Raw genomic sequence first — 17,225 nt, 5'->3', positions numbered from 1 at the left:
GTGCGGTGGAGGGATATCGACGGGCCGCGGCATCGGCGACGCTCTGAGCGGGTGGGGACCTCTCCGCCCGCGCCGACCCACAAGGAGCGTGGACATGTCAGACCAGCAGGTGCCCGAGGCCATCCGGACGGCGGTGGACGACGCCGACGTCGCCCTCGGCCGGCTCGACGACGCGCTCGCGCAGATCGACGACGGCGACCTCCACCGCGCCCACCGCGACGGCGGCTGGACGGTGGCCAAGGTCTGCTCGCACATCAACATGTGCTCGATCCTGTGGCTCGGTGACATCAAGCGGCTCGAGTCCGACCCGGACCTGGACTTCTTCTTCCGCGAGGAGGTCGGCCACGACATGGTCGGCTACCCGCCGCCGACGGTCGAGCTCGCCCGCAAGCAGCTCGCCAGCACCCGCCGCACGCTCGCCACCGCCGCGGCCGCCATCTCGCCCGAGGTGCTCGCGCGCACCGTCACGATCCCCGACCTCGGCACCATGACCGTCGAGGAGTGGACGCCGCTGATCATCGGGCACGCCGCCGGTCACACCGACCAGGCGTTCGAGATCATGCGCGACCGCGAGTTCGGGCCGGAGGGGATCTGAGATGCGTGCAGCAGTGCTGACCGGGATCGAGCAGGTCGAGCTGCAGGACCGCCCCGAGCCCGAGGCACGACCCGGCTGGGTCGTGGTGAAGGTCGAGTCGGCCTCCTTGTGCGGGACCGACGTGCACCAGTACGACGGACGCATCGACACGCCGTTCCCGCGGGTGCCGGGCCACGACTTCGCCGGCCGCGTCGAGTCCGTCGGCGAGGGCGTGCCCACCGAGCTGATCGGGCAGCCGTTCGCGGTCAAGCCCTCGCTGCCGTGCGAGGAGTGCGACGTCTGCCGCGCGGGCAAGCTGGCCGACTGCAAGAAGAAGAAGCTGATCGGCCTGTGGTCCGACGGCTGCCTGACCGAGAAGGTCACCGTGCCGCAGGTGAGCCTGGTGCCCCGGCCCGAGGGCGTCGAGGCGTGGCAGGCCTCGCTGCTCGAGCCGCTCGCGGTCGGCCTGAACACCGTCGACCGGCTGAACATCATGCTCGGCGAGACGGTCGTCGTCCTCGGGCAGGGACCGATCGGCCTGGCGCTGACGCGGCTGTGCGCGCTGTCGGGAGCCGGTCGGCTGATCGTCACCGACGCCCGCGAGGCGCCGTTCGAGGTGTCGCGCGCCTACGGCGCGACCGACTGCCTCGACGTGACCAAGACCGACGTGGCGCAGGCCGTCCTCGACCTGACCGACGGCGTGGGCGCCGACATCGTCATCGAGACGTCGGGGTTCCCGTCGTCGTCGGCGATGGTGCTCGAGCTGGTGCGCAAGGAGGGCAAGGTCGCCCACATCGGCTGGGCGAACGACCTGCCGCCGCTGCCCGTCATCCCCATCATGGCCAAAACGCTGACGGTGTTCGGCATCGGCGGCAACGGCGGACGCGGGCAGTACGAGCGCAGCCTGGAGCTGGTGCGCAGCGGCCGGTTCGACCTCGACCCGCTGGTGACGCACCGGTTCTCGCTCGACCAGGTCGTCGAGGCCTTCGACGTCGCGTCGTCGAAGTCCGACGGCGCGATCAAGGTGGTCGTCAGCCCCTAGGGGCCGCGCCGTCAGCCCGCGGCCCGCTTGTAGGGGTCGGGCGGGAACCAGCCCCGCTCGACCACCTGCAAGGCCCACGCGTCGAGGCGCTCGACCACCGGGACGAGGTCGTCGCCGAGCGCGTCGACCACCGGCTGCACCGACCGGTCCGTGGCCCGCTCCAGCTCCTCGCGCAGCTCGACACCGGCCGCGGTGAGCCCGCCGTCCGCGACGAGCCCCCGTGCCTCGAGCGCCGTAATCCCGGCCTCCATGGCCTCGGGGCTCCAGGCCCGCGAGCCGGTGTACGCCAGGGGCTCCCACCCGACCCAGAGCTCGGTGAGCTGGTTGGCCTGGACACCGTCGAGGCCGGCGGCGACCAGCGCGGCCAGGTGCCCGTCGCCGCGGTGCTCGCGCAGGATCGAGCACGCGTGCCACAGCTGTCCCACGAGGTCGTCGGGCCACGGCAGCGAGGTGAGCCCGGCGTGCAGGGCCCGCCCCGTGGGGCTCGCGGCGTCGGTTGCGCGTCGCAGCACCGCGACCACGTCCGCGAGGTCGTCCGGCTCGCCGATGCACTCGCGCAGCGCCTCGATCGAGCCGCGCTCCTTGGCCGCACGCATCTCCGCGACGCCCACCGCCTCCAGGCCGGAGGTGAACACCTCGACGACCAGGCCCGGCTCGAAGACGCCGAACGCCGCGGCGACGACCTGCGGCTCGGCCTCGCCCAGCACGGAGCCGCGGCCGTAGACGTAGCCCTGCAGGAAGTCCAGGCCGAGGCCGGCGTACGCGTCGTACGCGGGCTCGCTCCAGAAGCAGATCGTGGCGAGCGGCTCGATGGCGTCGCGCAGGCTCCGGGCGGGGGTGGTCCAGTCCAGGGAACGGGTCTCCCCGGTGCGGTCGGCGAAGAAGGCGGTGCGGGCCTCGGCGTAGTCCATGGCCAGATGGTGCCCGCGGGGCCCCGTGGACGCCAGGGTCGGGACACGATTGTGCAGTCAACGGCTGACGGGGTGCACAGGCCGGATACCGCAGCAGCGGTCGCCCGGTCCGACCCGCGCCGCGTGGTCCGGTTGGCTAAGGTTCGTGACGAGCGTCACGGTCTCGAGGAGGAAACCCGCAGATGACGACGGAGTACCTCGCTTCCGACCCGGTGATGGCGACGCGCAGCCTGGAGGAGGCCCGGGACGCCGTCACCCGCGTCTATCTGCCGCACGAGCTCGACGGCCCCGAGGACGCGATGGACATGCGCCTCAACGCCACCGAGGACCGCTGCCTGACGCTGGGCTACCTGACGTACCAGGCCGAGACCGAGCTGCGGATGCCCGCGGCCGAGCAGTGGTACCACGTGAACCTCCAGATGACCGGCGCCACGTGGGCGTCGCGCAGCGACGGGACGCGCGAGCACACCCCGGCCCAGCGACGTGGCCTGGTCCTCAACCCCCAGCAGGCCAACACCGTGCGGTGGTCGCCCGACGCCGAGCAGCTGATCCTCAAGGTGTCGCGCAGCAGCCTGGAGTCGCACCTGTCCGACCTGATCGGACGCCCCGTGGTCGACGTCGTCGACTTCGACTTCGGGCTCGACCTGTCCTCCGACGCCGGCGCGGCGCTGCTCCGCGCGGTGGAGTTCCTGGCCACCGAGCTCGAGCGCCCGGGCGGGGTGCGCGACGTGCCGCTGGCCCGCGCCCAGCTCGACGCGTACGTCCTCACGTCGCTGCTGCGCGCGGGGCGCCACCAGTACTCCGACGCGCTCCTCGGCCGCGAGGACGCCAGGCGGCTGGGACGCCTCGCACCGGTCGTGCGCTACGTCGAGGACCACGCCGACGACGAGCTCACCCCCGAGCTGCTCGCGCGCGTCGGCTGCGTCAGCGTCCGCACCCTGCACGCCTCGTTCCAGCAGCACCTGGGCGAGTCGCCCATGGCCTACGTCCGGCGGGTCCGGCTGGGCCGAGTCCGGGCCGAGCTACTCCGCAGCGACCCGCAGGAGTCGCGCGTCACCGACGTCGCGACGCGGTGGGGGTTCTTCCACCAGTCGCGGTTCGCCCAGCAGTACCGCGAGCAGTTCGACGAGCTGCCCAGCGCCACCCTGGCCCGCTGACGCGGGAGCGCTGCGCTGAGCGGACCTCGGTGGGCACGCAGCGGATAGCCCAGGCGACGACGGCCTCCTAGCGTCGGCGGAGGACGTCCGCGCGCCGGCGGCGTCCCCGCCGACGACAGGAGACCGCCGTGTCCGCCAGCACCGCCGAGAGGCTCGAGACCTTCCAGCTGTTCATCGACGGCCGGAGCGTGGACGCGATCTCGGGCCGCACCTTCGAGTCGCAGAACCCGTACGCCGGCGCGCCGTGGGCGACGGTGGCCGACGGCGGCCCCGAGGACGTCGACGTCGCCGTGGCCGCGGCCCGCGCCGCGTTCGACGGCGAGTGGGGCTCCAAGACCGGCTTCGAGCGAGCCGCGATCATGCACAAGGTCGCGGACGCGATCACCGAGAACGCCGAGCGGCTCGCCCTGCTCGAGGTGCGCGACTCGGGCAAGCTGATGCGCGAGATGCGCGGCCAGCTGCTCGGCCTCGGCGGCTGGTACCGGTACTTCGCCGGGCTCGCCGACAAGCTCGAGGGCCGCACCGTGCCGCCGGTGAACCCGAACTACTTCGGCTACACGGTGCGCGAGCCGGTGGGCGTCGTCGGCTGCATCACCCCGTGGAACAGCCCGCTGCTGCTCCTCACGTTCAAGCTCGCCCCGCTGCTCGCGGCGGGGTGCACCGCGGTGGTCAAGCCGTCGGAGCACTCGCCGGCCTCGACGGTCGCCTTCGCCCAGGTGCTGCACGAGGCGGGGCTCCCTGCGGGCGTGCTCAACGTGGTGACGGGCTGGGACCGCTCCACCGGCGAGGCGCTCGCGGGCCACCGCGGCGTCGACAAGGTCGCCTTCACCGGCTCGACGGCCACCGGCGCCAAGGTCGCGCAGGCCGCCGTGGCCAACATCAACAAGATCACCCTCGAGCTCGGCGGCAAGAGCCCGCAGATCGTCTTCGCCGACGCCGACCTCGACGCCGCGGCCAACGGCCTGGTCGCCGGTGTGTTCGCGGCCACCGGCCAGACCTGCATGGCCGGCTCGCGCCTGATCGTGCACGAGAGCGTCAAGGACGAGCTCGTCGCCAAGGTGGTCGAGCGGGCCCGCTCGATCACGCTCGGTGACCCGACCGACGCCGACACCGAGATGGGGCCGGTCGCCAACCGTCCGCAGTACGAGAAGGTGCTGGAGTTCCTGGACGGCGCGCGCGCCGAGGGCGCGACCATCGCCTGCGGTGGCGAGCCCAGCGCCGAGCTCGGTGGGCTGTTCGTCGAGCCGACGGTGGTGCTGGCCGGACCGGAGAACACCATCGTCAAGGAGGAGGTGTTCGGCCCGGTGCTGTCGGCGTACTCGTTCACCGACGAGGACGAGGCCCTGCGCCTGGCCAACGACACCCCCTACGGCCTGGCGGGCGCCGTGTGGACCAAGGACGTGCACCGGGCGCACCGCGTCGCCGCGCGCCTGCGCGCCGGGACCGTGTGGATCAACGCCTACCGCGTCGTCACGCCCAACATGCCGTTCGGCGGGTTCGGGCTGTCGGGCATCGGCCGCGAGAACGGCGTCGAGGCCGTCAACGAGTACCTCGAGAACAAGTCGGTGCTGGTCGAGCTGACGGGCGGCACGCGCGACCCGTTCCAGCTCGGCTGAGTCACCGCAGCCGGTCGAGCCGCTCGCGGACGTCGCGCAGGAGGCGCTGCGGGAACTCCGAGGTGCGACGGCAGCGGTCGACGAGCAGCACGATCTTGTTCAGGCGCGGCCCGGGTGGCTCGGCGGTGCGCGACTCGAGCGCCGGCCGCAGCAGGTTGCGGTCGAACGCGCCGTCGCTCGGCACCTCGATGCCGCGCCACAGCGCGTACGCGCGCTTGAGGTCGCCGTGGGCCACGACGCCGTGGTCGGGGGACAGGGCCACGGCCAGCGCGGCGACGAGCCAGGTGTCGTCGGCCTCGAGGGTGTCCAGGCCGAGCTGCAGCGTGCCGGTGCCGCCCGCGTCCGCGTCCGGCGGGTCGAACTCGACGACCACGGCGAACGTGAGGTCGGGGAAGCGCAGCTCGACCCGGCTGCCGCTGGAGGTCAGCGAGATCCGCTGGCCGGGGGCGGGCGTGCTCGACCCGCCCGACGGCGTCGTCAGCTCGACGATCGCGCCGTTGGCCCGCTGGCCCCGGTGGACGACGGGCTGGTGCGCCGTCGCGGTGACGACGAGCGCCGGGTCGCTCACGTAGGGCAGGCGCACGAAGACGTACGTCGAGCCGTCGATGCGCTCGACCACGAACGGCTCGGCCTCCGGGAGGCTCATGCGGCGGGCGAGCACGAGGCGGGAGCCGGGCTCGAGCGTGGCCGTGCCGGATCGGCGTCCGCCGTCGGACCAGGCGAGGCGCAGCACCGGCGGCAGACCCCCTCGTGGAACGTGTTCCACGCCGGCTCGACCCCACGCGGACTGACGCACAGGATGATGCCATGAACGCCCTGGTGCAGAACCTGTTGATCGTCGCCTGCTTCGTCGCGGTGGTCGTCGTCGCGCTGCGTGTCGCGCAGAGCGTCTTCGGCACCGGCAGCAAGCGCGCCGCCGCCACCGAGGTCGCGGCCAAGCTCGTCGCCTACCCCACCGGCTCGACCGGCGTGCTGCGCCGCCGGTTCGTGCGGGCCCTGGTCGGCCAGCACGTGGTGATGCCCAGCGGCGAGAAGCTGGCCTTCAGCGAGCTGACGGTCCGCGTCGCGCCCGAGGACCTGGAGCGTCTGGACCCCGACGGCGACGTCGACCGCCTCGGCGCGGACGCCGCCAAGCTGTACCTGGCCCACGCCCGGCGCGAGGGCTGGTCGCTGCCGGCCGACATGACGGTGATCGTGGACGTCGACCACGGCCTGCGATCGGGCTGGGTGCCGCCGGCCCGGGGCACCGCCCGGTCGGCGCCGGCGGTCGTGGCCGACGACGAGCCGGCCCCCGCCGAGCATCGCGTGCTCGACTGGGACGTGGTGTCGGGCACCGCCGCGACCCAGCTGCACGCCGTCCCGACGCCGCGGGTGGCGCCGCCGGCACCGACGACCATCGGGTTCCCGCCGGTGCACCACCTGTCCGAGGCCCCGCCGACCGTCGACGTCGCGCCCGAGCTGCGGCTGCAGCGCGGGTCGGACGTGGCCGTGGTGAGCGGCGGCAGCGCCGTGCTGGGACGGCTCGCGGAGAGCCCCGTGCGGTTCGGGGAGTCCGAGGTGTCGTACCGCCACCTCGCCGTCCGGCGCCAGGGGGCGCGGTGGCAGGTCAAGGACCTCGGCAGCACCAACGGCACCACCCTGGACGGCGAGCCGGTGGGGCAGGACGCCTGGACCGACCTGCGCAGCGGCGCGGTGCTGGCCCTGGCCGGCGTGCGCGTCGTGGCCGCCACGGACGCGTTCGGCACGGTCCAGCTCGACTCCGTCACCACCCGCTAGCGACAATGGTGTCGCGCGACCTGCCGTCGCGCCGTCGACCTGCCGGGGGAACAGGAGGATCACCGTGGTCGCAGATCCTCTCGTGACGTCGCAGCGACGGCCCGACGCGATGCCCGCCGAGCTGCGCTTCGAGCTCGGCGGACGCATCGGTGCGGGCAACCACGGCGTGGTGTTCCGCGCCCACGACCGCCAGCTGCGGCGTGACGTGGCCATCAAGCGGTTCTCGCACTTCCTGGCCGACGACCCGCGGGCGATGCGTCGCATCACCCGCGAGGTCGCCACGGTGGCGCGCGTCTCGCACCCGCACGTCATCACCGTCCACGACCTGGTGCACATGGCCGACGGCGACGGCGAGATCACGCCGCACCTGGTGATGGAGCTCGTCGTGGGCACCTCCCTGCGCGACCTGCTGGCCCGGCACGGCCCCAGCCTGCGCTCGGTGAGCGTCGTCCGCGACGTGCTGGAGGGTCTGGCCGCCTGCCACCGCGCCGGCATCCTGCACCTGGACATCAAGCCCGCCAACGTGCTCGTCACCGAGACCGGCGGCGTCAAGATCGTCGACTTCGGCATCGCGAGGGCCGCGTCGGACTCCACGGCGACGGTGTCCGGCACGCCGCACTACATGGCGCCCGAGCAGTACGACGGGCTCACCGACGAGCGCAGCGACATCTACTCGGTGGGCTGCCTGCTGTACGAGTGCCTGACCGGCCGTCCGCCCTTCGAGGGCACGATGGCCTCTCAGCTGATGGCGCACCGCAACCGCCCGCGCCCCGACCCGCGGGTGCTCGCACCCGAGGTCGGCCCCGGCCTGGCCGCGGTCGTCATGCGCGCGATGGCCATCGAACCCGACGCGCGGTACGCCGACGTCGACGCGATGCTCGCCGCGCTGGCGCGACCCGACGCCGCCGCGCCGGCGGTGGCCCCGGAGCCGTCGCCGGACCGGGCGGCACCGGTGGTGCCGGCCGACGTGCGTCCGGTCGACGCCGAGCCCGCCGTCCGCGGGTGGGAGGGGACGGACGTCGGCGTCGTCACCCGCTGGAGCAAGCTCGCCACCCTCGGCGCGGGCCTGGTGCTGAGCGGGTTCGCGGTCGCACTGGTGCCGGGCCTGGTGTGGACCACCACCGGGCTGTCGCCCGGTGCCGACTTCAGGCCGGCGGTGATGCGCGACTCGAGCACGACGGCATGGTGGTTCGCGGCCGTCTCGATCGCGCTGCTGCTGCTCCTGCGCCGCGGCGAGTTCGTCCGGCGGCTGTCCGGGCCACCGCTGGGGGAGCGCCGGGAGTCGGGCGTGGTCGGCCCGCACACCTGGTCGGGCGTGCGCGCCGCCTCGTGGGCGGCGCTCGCCGGATCGCTCCCGATGCTGTTCCCCTGGTACGTCGCGCTGGTGGCCGGAGGCGTCCGTGCCGCGGGCGGCAGCTGGCCGTCCGACGTCTACGGCTCGGGCTGGACGGTCGCCTGGGTGCTGCTGCCGCTGGCGTCCGTCGTCCTCGTCCTGCGCGCGACGACCCGCCTGCGCCCCCGACTCGGCGCCCTGTTCATGTTCGTGGTCTACCTCGGCCTCGCGACCGTCGCCGCGGCGGCGTTCGTCGCCTACCCCGCCGCGTTCTAGGCGGCCGGCACGCGGCGCCGCGTGCCCGAGGTGCCGACGTAGCGGTCGGTCCTGTGGTTCACGGCGAGCACGAGGTTGAGCACGACGACGCCCGCCGCCGACAGCGCCACGCGCTCCGGCGGTGCCACGGTCAGCGAGACCGCGACGATGAGGACGTCGAGGGCCATCTGCACCTTGCCCGCGCTCACGCCGAGTCGTTCCTGCAGGACGAGCACGACGACGTTGAGGCCGCCGAGGCTCGACCCGTGGCGGAACAGCACCAGGATGCCGACGCCGACGAGCAGGTTGCCGCAGGCCACGGCGAACACCGGCGACGACGCGCCCGCGTCCACGACCAGCGGCTGCAGGTAGGTGAGCGCGGACACGGCGCCGACGGCCGCCGCGGTGCGCAGGGTGAAGGCGACGCCCTTGGTCGCGACCGCGAGCAGCAGGAACGGCACCGTGACGACCATCAGCACGACGCCGAGCGAGATGCCGGTCGCCTGGGCCAGGAGCAGCGAGATGCCCGCCGTGCCGCCGGTGACCGCGTCGGCCGACTCCAGCAGCGCCAGGCCCACCGTCGCGAGCAGCACACCGGTGGCCATGCCGAAGAGGTCGTCGAGGGCGGTGTGGTGCGGCTGCGTGGCCATGGACCCATCCTGGGGCCCCTAGCGCACCTTGTGCCAGCGCGGCCCGTTTCGGTGGTCACTCTGCACAATCGAACCGCACGCAGGGCACACCGTGGTCAGCCGACCGGGTTCGACGGCCGAAAACGCCGAACATCGGTAACATTTCAACTACCGACGGCCACGACGAGGGGAGACGACGTGACGCAGGTGGTTCCCGAGGGCCGGCCGCTCGTCGCCGGCCCCGTGCCGAGCGTGCAGCGGTCCGGCGTGGACGCCCTGCTCGAGCTCGTGCGCGCGCAGCTGGGCATGGACGTGGCGTTCGTCAGCGAGCGGGTCGACGACGACCGCCGCTTCCGCAACATCGCCGGCGCGATCGGCCTGCCGGTCGACGTCGGGTTCACCGAGCCGTACGCCGGCACCTACTGCCAGATGATCACCGACGGCGAGCTCGACGCCGTCATCGGCAACAGCCACGAGAACCCGCTGACGCGCCACGCGCCGCACACCGACTCGCTCGGCATCGGCGCGTACGTCGGCGTCCCGATCACCCGTCCTGACGGCGGTGTCTTCGGCACCGTCTGCGTGTACTCGCGCGAGCCCGACGGCGACCTGTCCGAGCGCGACGCCGGCGTGCTGCGTGCCGTCGCCGACGTGCTCGTCGAGCTGATCGCGGTCGAGGACACCGAGGCGGCGCGCCGCCGGGCCACCGAGGACGCGATCGACGGGCTCGAGCGCGACGACGACCTCGTCGTCGACCTCGAGCCGGTGGTCGACCTCGAGACCATGACGGTGGTCGGCGCCGAGGCGCTGTGCCGTCTGCCCGACGGCACGAGCTACGGCCGCTGGCTGTCCGCGGCGCGCGACGTCGGCCTGGCCGTCCAGCTCGAGCACCTCGTGGTGCGCCGGGTGGTGCAGACCCTCGACACCTGGGACGGCTGGCTGAGCGTCGACCTCACCACCGACGCCCTCGCCGATCCCGGGTTCGTCGAGCTGCTCGACGGCGTCGACCTCTCGCGGCTCGTCGTCGAGGTCACCGAGCACGAGCACGTCCTCGACTACGGTCGCGTGCTGGCGGCCACGCAGCCGCTGCGGCGCGAGGGGCTGCGCATCGCCATCGACGACGCCGGCGCGGGGTTCGCGAGCCTGCGGCACGTGCTCATGCTCGAGCCCGACGTGATCAAGCTCGACGCTCGATGATGGACGGCATCGAGGGCGACGAGCACCGACAGACGTTCGTCGAGGCCATCGCCGGCTTCGCCACCCGGATGGACGCCGAGCCGCTCGTCCAGGGCATCGACTCGGCCGAGAAGCTGCAGTGGGCCCAGGAGCTGGGCGTCCGCCTCGGCCAGGGCTCGCACCTGCGCCGCCCGGGCGTCACGACCGGCTGAGCGGGAACCCCAGCTCGTAGCGGTCGGCGGGGAAGACCGCCTCGGCGTGCTCGACCGCCACGCCGCCCGACGTCGCCCGCCGGACCAGGCGCAGCACCGGTCGGCTCTCGTGCATCGCCAGCAGGCGCGCCTCCTCCGGCGTCGGGAGGGCGGCGGTCACCGTCTCCTCGCCCGCGTCGGGCAGCAGGGACAGGCCGTCGAGGTGGTCGTAGAGGCTGCCGGCGAGCGCGTCCGTGCCGGGATCGGCCACCAGGGACGCGGGGAACCAGGCGTGCTCCACCGCGAGCGGGACGTCGTCGCCCAGGCGCAGCCGGTGCACGTGCAGCGTCGTGACCTCGCCGAGGGTCTCGACGACGTGCGCCGGTGCCGGCTCCACGGCGTGGTGCAGCACCGTGGTGGAGGGGGAGAGGTCGTGCGAGCGCAGCGCGTCGGCGAACGACCCCAGCCGCACCGAGAGCCGGAGCGTGTCGGGGGCGCGCAGGTGGCCGCGTCCCTGGTGGCTGACGACCAGACCCTCGCGCGCCAGGGCCGCGAGGGCCTGCCGCACCGTCATCCGCGCCACGCCCCACTGCTCGGCCAGCCGTCGCTCGGAGGGCAGCGCCGCGCCGGGCGTCAGGTCGGCGACGAGCTCGCGCAGGCGGTCGGCGAGCACGGCGTGCTTGGCGTCGGGGGCGGTCAGGCTCACGAGCGTCAGCATGCCCCGGACGGGGCCCGCGGAAACGGCGCCCACGTGGTGGGACCGGTCACGGCCGTGACCGCCAACCTCCTAAAGTTGACTGCCTTGCTCGAGTTCAGTCCAGACGAAGAGGTACCCGCACCATGGCACGTCGACACCTGTCCCTCGCCGGAGCCGTCCTGGCCCTCGGCCTGACCCTGAGCGCGTGCGGCGGAGGCGGGGACGAGGCGTTCTCGTCCGGCGACGGCGACTCCGACACGATCACGCTCGGATCGGCGAACTTCCCCGAGAGCGAGCTGCTGATGGAGATCTACGCCGGCGCCCTGGACGCGAAGGGCGTCGCGACGAGGACGCAGCCGAACATCGGGTCGCGCGAGGTCTACCTCAAGGCGCTCGAGGACGGATCCATCGACCTGATCCCGGAGTACAACGGCGCGCTCCTCGCCGCGCTGCAGAGCGACGTGCCGCAGGGCACCACCTCGCCCGAGGCGGTGTACGACGCGCTGCAGGAGGTGCTGCCCGAGGGCACCCGGACGCTGACGCAGTCGGCCGCGGAGGACAAGGACTCCCTCACGGTCACCGCGGCGACCGCGAAGAAGTACTCGTTGACCACCATGGAGGACCTCGCGCCGGTGTCGAAGGACCTCGTCGTGGGTGCCGGTCCGGAGTTCAGCCAGCGGTTCCAGGGGCTCGAGGGACTCGAGTCGGTCTACGGCATCGAGTTCAAGGAGTTCAAGCCGCTCGACGTCGGCGGCCCGCTGACCGTGTCGGCCCTGCGCGACGGGTCGATCGACGTCGGTAACGTGTTCACCACCGACTCGGCGATCGAGACCGACGAGCTGGTCGTCCTCGAGGACACCAAGAACCTCTACTCCTCGCAGAACATCCTGCCGTTGATCCGCTCGAGCAAGGCCACCCCGGAGGTCGAGAAGGCCTTGGACGCCGTCTCGGCGGCGCTGACCACCGAGAACCTGACGGCCGCGCTGGCCAAGGTGCAGGTCGACAAGGACGCCCCCTCCACCGTGGCGAAGCAGTTCCTCGCCGACAACGACCTGGACTGATCCACCGCACGAGAGGAACCCATGACCGAGGCGGCACCGATGTGGCTGCGCTTCCTGTCCGGACCCGACGTCGACGCGCTCGCGCTCACGTCGGTCGAGGTGGTCGACGCGGTCGAGGCGGTGCTGGCGGCCCACGCGCACGGGCAGACCGTGTTCGAGCCGCGGACGCACCTGGTGCCCGACAACGGCGGCCGCGGGCACTTCAACGTGCTCCGCGGCCACGTGTCGAGCCTGGGCGACCACGGCGTGAGCGGCGTCAAGGTGGTGGGCGACTTCGTGCCCAACTACACGCTGGGGCTGCCCAGCGAGCTGGCGCTGCTGACGCTCTACGACCCGTACACGGGGGTGCCGTTGAGCATCATGGACGCCACCTTCGTCACCGAGGTCCGCACCGGCGCGATGACGGCCGTCGGCGCGCGCCACCTGGCTCGCCCGGACTCCCGGGTGCTCGGGCACGTCGGTGCGCGGGGCACCGCGTTCGCCAACGTCACCCTGCTCGACTCGCTGTTCGACCTCGAGGAGATCCGGGTGACGAGCCGCCGGCCGGAGTCGCGCGAGGCGTTCGCCAACCGGCTCCGTGAGGTGGTCTCGGCCGAGGTCGTCGTCACCGAGGACGTCGCGTCGACCTTCGACGGCGCCGACATCTGCGTCGAGGCCAGCCGGCTGGACACGCCTGCGCCGTTGGTGCGGCGCGAGCAGCTCAAGCCGGGCTCGCTGCTGGTGCCGTACGGCACGGTGAGCGCGCTCGAGCCAGACCTGCTGCAGGGCATCGACAAGGTGGTCGTCGACGACTGGCGCGAGTCGCAGTCGGGACGCTTCGGTGCGCTGCGCTCGCAGGTGGACTCCGGCGAGCTGTCGCAGGAGTCGCTGCACGCGCAGATCGGGCAGGTCGTCGCCGGGGAGCGTCCGGGGCGCGAGTCCGACGACGAGCGGATCCTGTTCTGGCACCGCGGTCTGTCGATCCTCGACGTCGCCGTCGGCGAGCTGATCCTGCGTCGCGCCGAGGCCGCCGACGTCGGGACGATGGTCCGCTACCGGTGAGCGTGCACGTCACGCACGCGGGCGACCTCGACCCGACCGCGGTGCTCGCCGTCTCGCGCGGCGCCTCCCTGGTGCTCGACCACGACGCGCTGCGTCCCGTCGAGGCGGGGCGGGAGCGGCTGCAGCGGGTGCTGGAGGCGGGGCGGCCCGTCTACGGCGCGACCACCGGCGCGGGTGCGCAGAGCAGCGTCGCCCTCGAAGCAGCCGCGAGGGCCGCGCAGTCGGCGTCGATCCTTCTCGCGCGCCAGGTGGGCGGGCCCCCGTGGCTGTCGGTCGCCGAGGTGCGGGCGGTGCTGGCCGTGCGGCTGCGGACGTTCCTGTCCGGCGACTCCGGGGTGGGCTCGGACCTGTGCCGGTGGCTCGTCGACCTGCTCGACGCGGGCGTGGTGCCCGCGGTGCCGCGGACGTCCGCCGGCTCGGCGGGCGAGATCGTGCCGCTCGCCCATGCCTTCGGCCACCTCGCGGGCGACGGGCAGGTGCTCGACGGGGGCGAGGTGGTGTCGGCGGCACCGGTGCTCGCGACGGCGGGTCTGGAGCGTCCGGCGCTCGCGCCCAAGGAGGGCATCGCGCTGCTCGCAGGCGTCCCCGTCTCGACCGCGCTCGCGGTGCTCCGGACGGACGAGGTGCGGCGGCTCGCCGAGGTGGCGCTGACGGTGGCCGCGGCGCAGGTGGCCGTCGTCGGGGCGTCCCGCGACCCCTACGAGCCGTGGACCGCACGAGGCGACGCCGAGCTGGCGGCGGTCCTCGAGCGCTTGTCGTCGGCGGCCGGCCCGGAGCCGGCGCCCCGGCACCTGCAGGCGCCCGTCTCGTTCCGCGTGGCCGGCGTGGTGCTGGCCCAGGTGGAGCGCACGGCCGCCGCGCTGGACGCCGCCGTCGCGCGAGCCCTCGACGGCGTGACCGACTCACCGGCGCTGCGACCCGGGGACGATCCCGCCGCGGTCGGCACGGCAGGATTCCACGGCCTCGACCTCGCGTCGGCGTCGGACGCCGTCACCGCCGCCGTCGTGCACGCCGCCACCACCGGTGCCGCCCGGCTGCACCGCATGCTGGACCCCGTCGTGACCGGTCTGCCGGCGCAGCTGTCGGTCGACCCCGGCCCGCAGGCGGGCCTCGTCGCGGTGCACAAGCGCGCCGTCGGCGTCGTCCGCGGCTGCCAGCCCGTGACCTCGTCGGTGTCGCTCGCCGACGCGACGTCGCTCGGCCAGGAGGACGTCCAGGCGCCCGCGATCGACGCCACCGAGACGACCCGTCGGGCCGTCGACGCCTGGCGTGACGTGCTGGCGTGCGAGCTGCTCGCCGTCCACCAGGCGACCGTCCTCGACCCGTCCCGGCGCGAGGGGATGACGTCGTCCGTCCGGTCGCTGCTGGACGAGGTGGCGGTGGTCCTGCCGCCGGGTGCCGCCGACCGCCCATGGGGGCGCGACGTCGAGGCGCTCGTGGAGCTCCTCGGCCGCTGACCACGGCACGCCCGGGACGGGTGGAGGCTCAGCCCGTCGGCCCGAACCGCTCGGTGCGGACGGCCGAGGGGGAGTGGCCGAGGGCGACGAGGTGGTCGGCGACGGTCTCGACGAAGCCGGTCGGGCCGCAGACCAGGCACAGCGGTGCGTCGGCGGGGGAGAGGCCGGGGACGTCGAAGTCGGCGCGCGTCACGCGTCCGGCCGGGCGCACGGCCCCGGGCGGCGCGACCCGCGTGTGGACCCAGCTGACCGTGACGCCCGCGTCGGGCGTGGACAGCTCGTCGGCGTAGTAGGCGTCGGCCGGGGTGCGCACCGAGCAGACGAGGTGGACGGGCACCGTGCTGCCGGCGGCGGCACGGGCCCGCAGCACGGCGCGCAGGGGGACGACGCCCGAGCCGCCGGCCACCAGCAGAACCGGGGCGACGTCGCGGGGCCGCCAGACGAACCACCGGCCCACGGGCCCGCGCAGCTCGACCTGGTCACCGACCTCCACCGCCTCGGTCAGGTACGGCGACACCTCGCCGTCGTCGACGCGCTGCACGGTCAGCTCGAGCGGCGAGCCGTCCGACGCCAGGGAGTAGCTGCGCTGGGTGCTGTAGCCGTCCTCGGCGGTCAGCCGGACGTCGAGGTGCTGCCCGGCGAGGTGGCCGGGCCAGCCCGGCACGTCGAGGACGAGGGTGCGTGCCGTCGGCGTCTCGTCCCGCAGCCCCACCACGGTCGCGACGCGCCAGGGGATCGCGGTGCTCAATCGCCCTGGTAGCGCTGCTCGCGCCACGGGTCGCCGTAGTCGTGGTAGCCGTTGGTCTCCCAGAAGCCCGGCTCGTCCTCGGTGAGCAGCTGCAGCTCGCGCACCCACTTGGCCGACTTCCAGAAGTACAGGTGCGGCACGAGCAGCCGGGCCGGGCCGCCGTGCTCCGGCGTGAGCGGCCGTCCGTCGTACTCGTGCACCACCCACGCCCGGCCGCCGCGGAGGTCGGCCAGCGGCAGGTTGGTGGTGTAGCCGCCGAACGAGGCGACCTTGACGAACGACGCCTGCGTCTCCACGCCGTCGAGCAGGACGTCGAGGCTGACGCCGCGCCAGGACGTGCCGAACTTCGACCACTTGGTGACGCAGTGGATGTCGACGGTGGGCCGCTCCTGCGGGAGGGCCTGGAACGCCCGACGGTCCCACGTCGTCGTCTCGCCGGTCTCGGTGACCAGCGTCAACGACCACCGCTCGGGGTCGACGTGCGGGCTCGGGCCGGTGGACAGCACCGGGAAGTCGAGCGTGCGGTACTGCCCGGGAGGCAGCGCGGGGTCGCGTCCGCCGGGGCGGCCTCGGAACCCCTTGGAGATGATCGGCACGGCTGCTCCTCGGGTCGGGAGACCCCAGCCTAGGCCCGGGCGGCTAGTCGTCTCACCTGTCGACCGGCAGGTCGCGCGGGGCCGTCCCGAAGGTGCGGTCCGGACGGGTGGACAGCCCGACGTCGACCGTCCCGCCACGCAGCAGCACGGACGCGGGCAGCCACGCGCGCGTCGAGCGCCGGCCGTCCACCCGCACCGAGGTGACGTAGCGGTGGTCGTCGGACGCCCGCGGTGCGCGGATCGTGACGTCCCGGCCGTTGCCGCGGTGCACGGTGGCGCGGCGGAACACCGGGCTCGACAGCAGCGTCTCGGCGGTGCTGGGCTCACGCGGGTAGAGGCCGAGCGAGGCGAAGACGTACCAGGCCGACATGGTGCCGAGGTCGTCGTTGCCGGGCAGGCCGGCCGGGCCGGTGCCGTAGACGAGGTCGGCCATCGCGCGCACCGTCTCCTGGGTCTTCCACGGCTGGCCGAGCGCGGTGTAGAGCCACGGCGTGTGGATGCCCGGCTCGTTGGTGGGGTCGTAGCCGAGCGGGTCGCCGCCGGTGATCCACGAGCCGTCGGGCCGGCGGAAGAACGCATCGAGACGCGACGCCGCCTTCTTGCGTCCGCCCATCAGCGCCGCCAGCCCGGAGACGTCCTGCGGCACCATCCACGTGTAGGTGGCGCTCGAGCCCTGCGCGAAGCCCACGTCGGACGCGGGGTCGAACGGCGTCACCCACGAGCCGTCGGCGTTGCGGGCCTGCTGGTAGCCGGCGGTCGCGGTGGCCCTCGGGTTGAAGGTGTTGCGCCACCAGGTGGCGCGCTCGGACATCCGCGCGGCGACGCCCCGACGTCCCAGCCGCTCGCCCCAGGTGGCCAGGGAGTGGTCGGCGAGCGAGTCCTCCAGCGTCTCGGCGGCACCGCCCCAGCAGCGGCAGTCGTCCTGCGGCGCGTAGTGCAGGCGCAGGTACTCCGCGAGGTTCGGC

The 17,225-nt window shown here is 73.7% G+C and carries 16 protein-coding genes and 1 pseudogene; 10 read left to right on the top strand and 7 right to left on the bottom strand.

Features of this window, described 5'->3' with window-relative positions; genetic code table 11:
• The first annotated feature begins 94 nt into the window (after positions 1-94).
• On the top strand, positions 95-595 hold the full coding sequence (locus ACI6PP_RS03185; RefSeq protein ID WP_421109034.1) for a DinB family protein: 501 nt from the start codon (positions 95-97) through the stop codon (positions 593-595).
• 1 nt (position 596) lies between these two features.
• Positions 597-1,616 (top strand): zinc-dependent alcohol dehydrogenase, encoded by a 1,020-nt coding sequence (locus tag ACI6PP_RS03180; protein ID WP_421109032.1) that lies wholly within the window; start codon positions 597-599, stop codon positions 1,614-1,616.
• Between the two features lie 11 nt (positions 1,617-1,627).
• On the opposite strand, the gene ACI6PP_RS03175 is transcribed toward ACI6PP_RS03180, so the two are convergent.
• Complete coding sequence (locus tag ACI6PP_RS03175; protein WP_421109030.1) at positions 1,628-2,527, bottom strand: SCO6745 family protein; 900 nt, start codon at positions 2,525-2,527, stop codon at positions 1,628-1,630.
• Positions 2,528-2,709: 182 nt separating this feature from the next.
• On the opposite strand from ACI6PP_RS03175, the gene ACI6PP_RS03170 reads away from it, so the two are divergent.
• Positions 2,710-3,684, top strand: coding sequence for an AraC family transcriptional regulator (locus tag ACI6PP_RS03170; protein ID WP_421109028.1), 975 nt, complete (start codon positions 2,710-2,712; stop codon positions 3,682-3,684).
• A 128-nt stretch (positions 3,685-3,812) separates the two neighbouring features.
• Positions 3,813-5,300, top strand: coding sequence for an aldehyde dehydrogenase (locus tag ACI6PP_RS03165; RefSeq protein ID WP_421109026.1), 1,488 nt, complete (start codon positions 3,813-3,815; stop codon positions 5,298-5,300).
• Position 5,301: 1 nt separating this feature from the next.
• On the opposite strand, the gene ACI6PP_RS03160 is transcribed toward ACI6PP_RS03165, so the two are convergent.
• Complete coding sequence (locus ACI6PP_RS03160; RefSeq protein ID WP_421109024.1) at positions 5,302-6,033, bottom strand: hypothetical protein; 732 nt, start codon at positions 6,031-6,033, stop codon at positions 5,302-5,304.
• A gap of 74 nt (positions 6,034-6,107) precedes the next feature.
• On the opposite strand from ACI6PP_RS03160, the gene ACI6PP_RS03155 reads away from it, so the two are divergent.
• On the top strand, positions 6,108-7,076 hold the full coding sequence (locus ACI6PP_RS03155; protein ID WP_421109022.1) for an FhaA domain-containing protein: 969 nt from the start codon (positions 6,108-6,110) through the stop codon (positions 7,074-7,076).
• A gap of 64 nt (positions 7,077-7,140) precedes the next feature.
• On the top strand, positions 7,141-8,685 hold the full coding sequence (locus tag ACI6PP_RS03150; RefSeq protein WP_421109020.1) for a serine/threonine-protein kinase: 1,545 nt from the start codon (positions 7,141-7,143) through the stop codon (positions 8,683-8,685).
• Here the strand turns inward: ACI6PP_RS03150 and ACI6PP_RS03145 are convergent.
• Entirely contained in the window at positions 8,682-9,314 is a 633-nt protein-coding gene (locus tag ACI6PP_RS03145) for a YitT family protein (RefSeq protein WP_421109018.1), read from the bottom strand. The two genes, ACI6PP_RS03150 and ACI6PP_RS03145, sit on opposite strands and share 4 nt — an antisense overlap.
• On the opposite strand from ACI6PP_RS03145, the pseudogene ACI6PP_RS03140 reads away from it, so the two are divergent.
• Positions 9,294-10,681: pseudogene (locus ACI6PP_RS03140) on the top strand (EAL domain-containing protein). The gene ACI6PP_RS03145 and the pseudogene ACI6PP_RS03140 sit on opposite strands and share 21 nt — an antisense overlap.
• Here ACI6PP_RS03140 and ACI6PP_RS03135 read toward each other — a convergent pair.
• On the bottom strand, positions 10,668-11,366 hold the full coding sequence (locus ACI6PP_RS03135) for a GntR family transcriptional regulator (RefSeq protein WP_421109017.1): 699 nt from the start codon (positions 11,364-11,366) through the stop codon (positions 10,668-10,670). The pseudogene ACI6PP_RS03140 and the gene ACI6PP_RS03135 overlap by 14 nt on opposite strands.
• Before the next feature lie 134 nt (positions 11,367-11,500).
• On the opposite strand from ACI6PP_RS03135, the gene ACI6PP_RS03130 reads away from it, so the two are divergent.
• Genes ACI6PP_RS03130 through ACI6PP_RS03120 form a run of 3 tightly spaced genes read left to right on the top strand, consistent with a single transcriptional unit; the run spans position 11,501 to position 14,916 of the window.
• The gene (locus ACI6PP_RS03130) at positions 11,501-12,418 is read left to right on the top strand and encodes an ABC transporter substrate-binding protein (protein ID WP_421109015.1); all 918 of its coding nucleotides are present in this window, start codon (positions 11,501-11,503) and stop codon (positions 12,416-12,418) included.
• A 21-nt stretch (positions 12,419-12,439) separates the two neighbouring features.
• Entirely contained in the window at positions 12,440-13,459 is a 1,020-nt protein-coding gene (locus ACI6PP_RS03125) for an ornithine cyclodeaminase family protein (protein WP_421109013.1), read from the top strand.
• A complete protein-coding gene (locus ACI6PP_RS03120; protein WP_421109011.1) occupies positions 13,456-14,916 on the top strand; it encodes an aromatic amino acid lyase in 1,461 nt (486 codons plus the stop codon). The genes ACI6PP_RS03125 and ACI6PP_RS03120 overlap by 4 nt, the downstream gene beginning before the upstream one ends.
• Positions 14,917-14,944: 28 nt before the next feature.
• On the opposite strand, the gene ACI6PP_RS03115 is transcribed toward ACI6PP_RS03120, so the two are convergent.
• From ACI6PP_RS03115 to ACI6PP_RS03105, 3 genes are all read right to left on the bottom strand, one after another.
• Entirely contained in the window at positions 14,945-15,664 is a 720-nt protein-coding gene (locus ACI6PP_RS03115; RefSeq protein WP_421109009.1) for a ferredoxin reductase, read from the bottom strand.
• Complete coding sequence (locus ACI6PP_RS03110; protein ID WP_421109007.1) at positions 15,661-16,260, bottom strand: sulfite oxidase-like oxidoreductase; 600 nt, start codon at positions 16,258-16,260, stop codon at positions 15,661-15,663. Before ACI6PP_RS03110 ends, ACI6PP_RS03115 begins: the two co-directional genes overlap by 4 nt.
• Before the next feature lie 52 nt (positions 16,261-16,312).
• Positions 16,313-17,225, bottom strand: a 913-nt coding sequence (locus tag ACI6PP_RS03105; protein WP_421109005.1) for a glycoside hydrolase domain-containing protein, incomplete at its 5' end; no start/stop codon positions are given.

The organism is Solicola agrisoli (assembly GCF_049059935.1).
Taxonomy (GTDB): Bacteria; Actinomycetota; Actinomycetes; order Propionibacteriales; family Nocardioidaceae; genus JAURVT01.
The sequence above is the reverse complement of the archived record's forward strand: the minus strand, read 5'-3'. Positions and strand labels throughout refer to the sequence as shown.

Bases quoted from the DNA above. Each gene is read 5' to 3' on its own strand.
- ACI6PP_RS03145 (WP_421109018.1), bottom strand. From the start codon at position 9,314: ATGGCCACGCAGCCGCACCACACCGCCCTCGACGACCTCTTCGGCATG.
- ACI6PP_RS03130 (WP_421109015.1), top strand. From the start codon at position 11,501: ATGGCACGTCGACACCTGTCCCTCGCCGGAGCCGTCCTGGCCCTCGGC.
- ACI6PP_RS03175 (WP_421109030.1), bottom strand. From the start codon at position 2,527: ATGGACTACGCCGAGGCCCGCACCGCCTTCTTCGCCGACCGCACCGGG.
- ACI6PP_RS03180 (WP_421109032.1), top strand. From the start codon at position 597: ATGCGTGCAGCAGTGCTGACCGGGATCGAGCAGGTCGAGCTGCAGGAC.
- ACI6PP_RS03185 (WP_421109034.1), top strand. From the start codon at position 95: ATGTCAGACCAGCAGGTGCCCGAGGCCATCCGGACGGCGGTGGACGAC.
- ACI6PP_RS03170 (WP_421109028.1), top strand. From the start codon at position 2,710: ATGACGACGGAGTACCTCGCTTCCGACCCGGTGATGGCGACGCGCAGC.
- ACI6PP_RS03155 (WP_421109022.1), top strand. From the start codon at position 6,108: ATGAACGCCCTGGTGCAGAACCTGTTGATCGTCGCCTGCTTCGTCGCG.
- ACI6PP_RS03125 (WP_421109013.1), top strand. From the start codon at position 12,440: ATGACCGAGGCGGCACCGATGTGGCTGCGCTTCCTGTCCGGACCCGAC.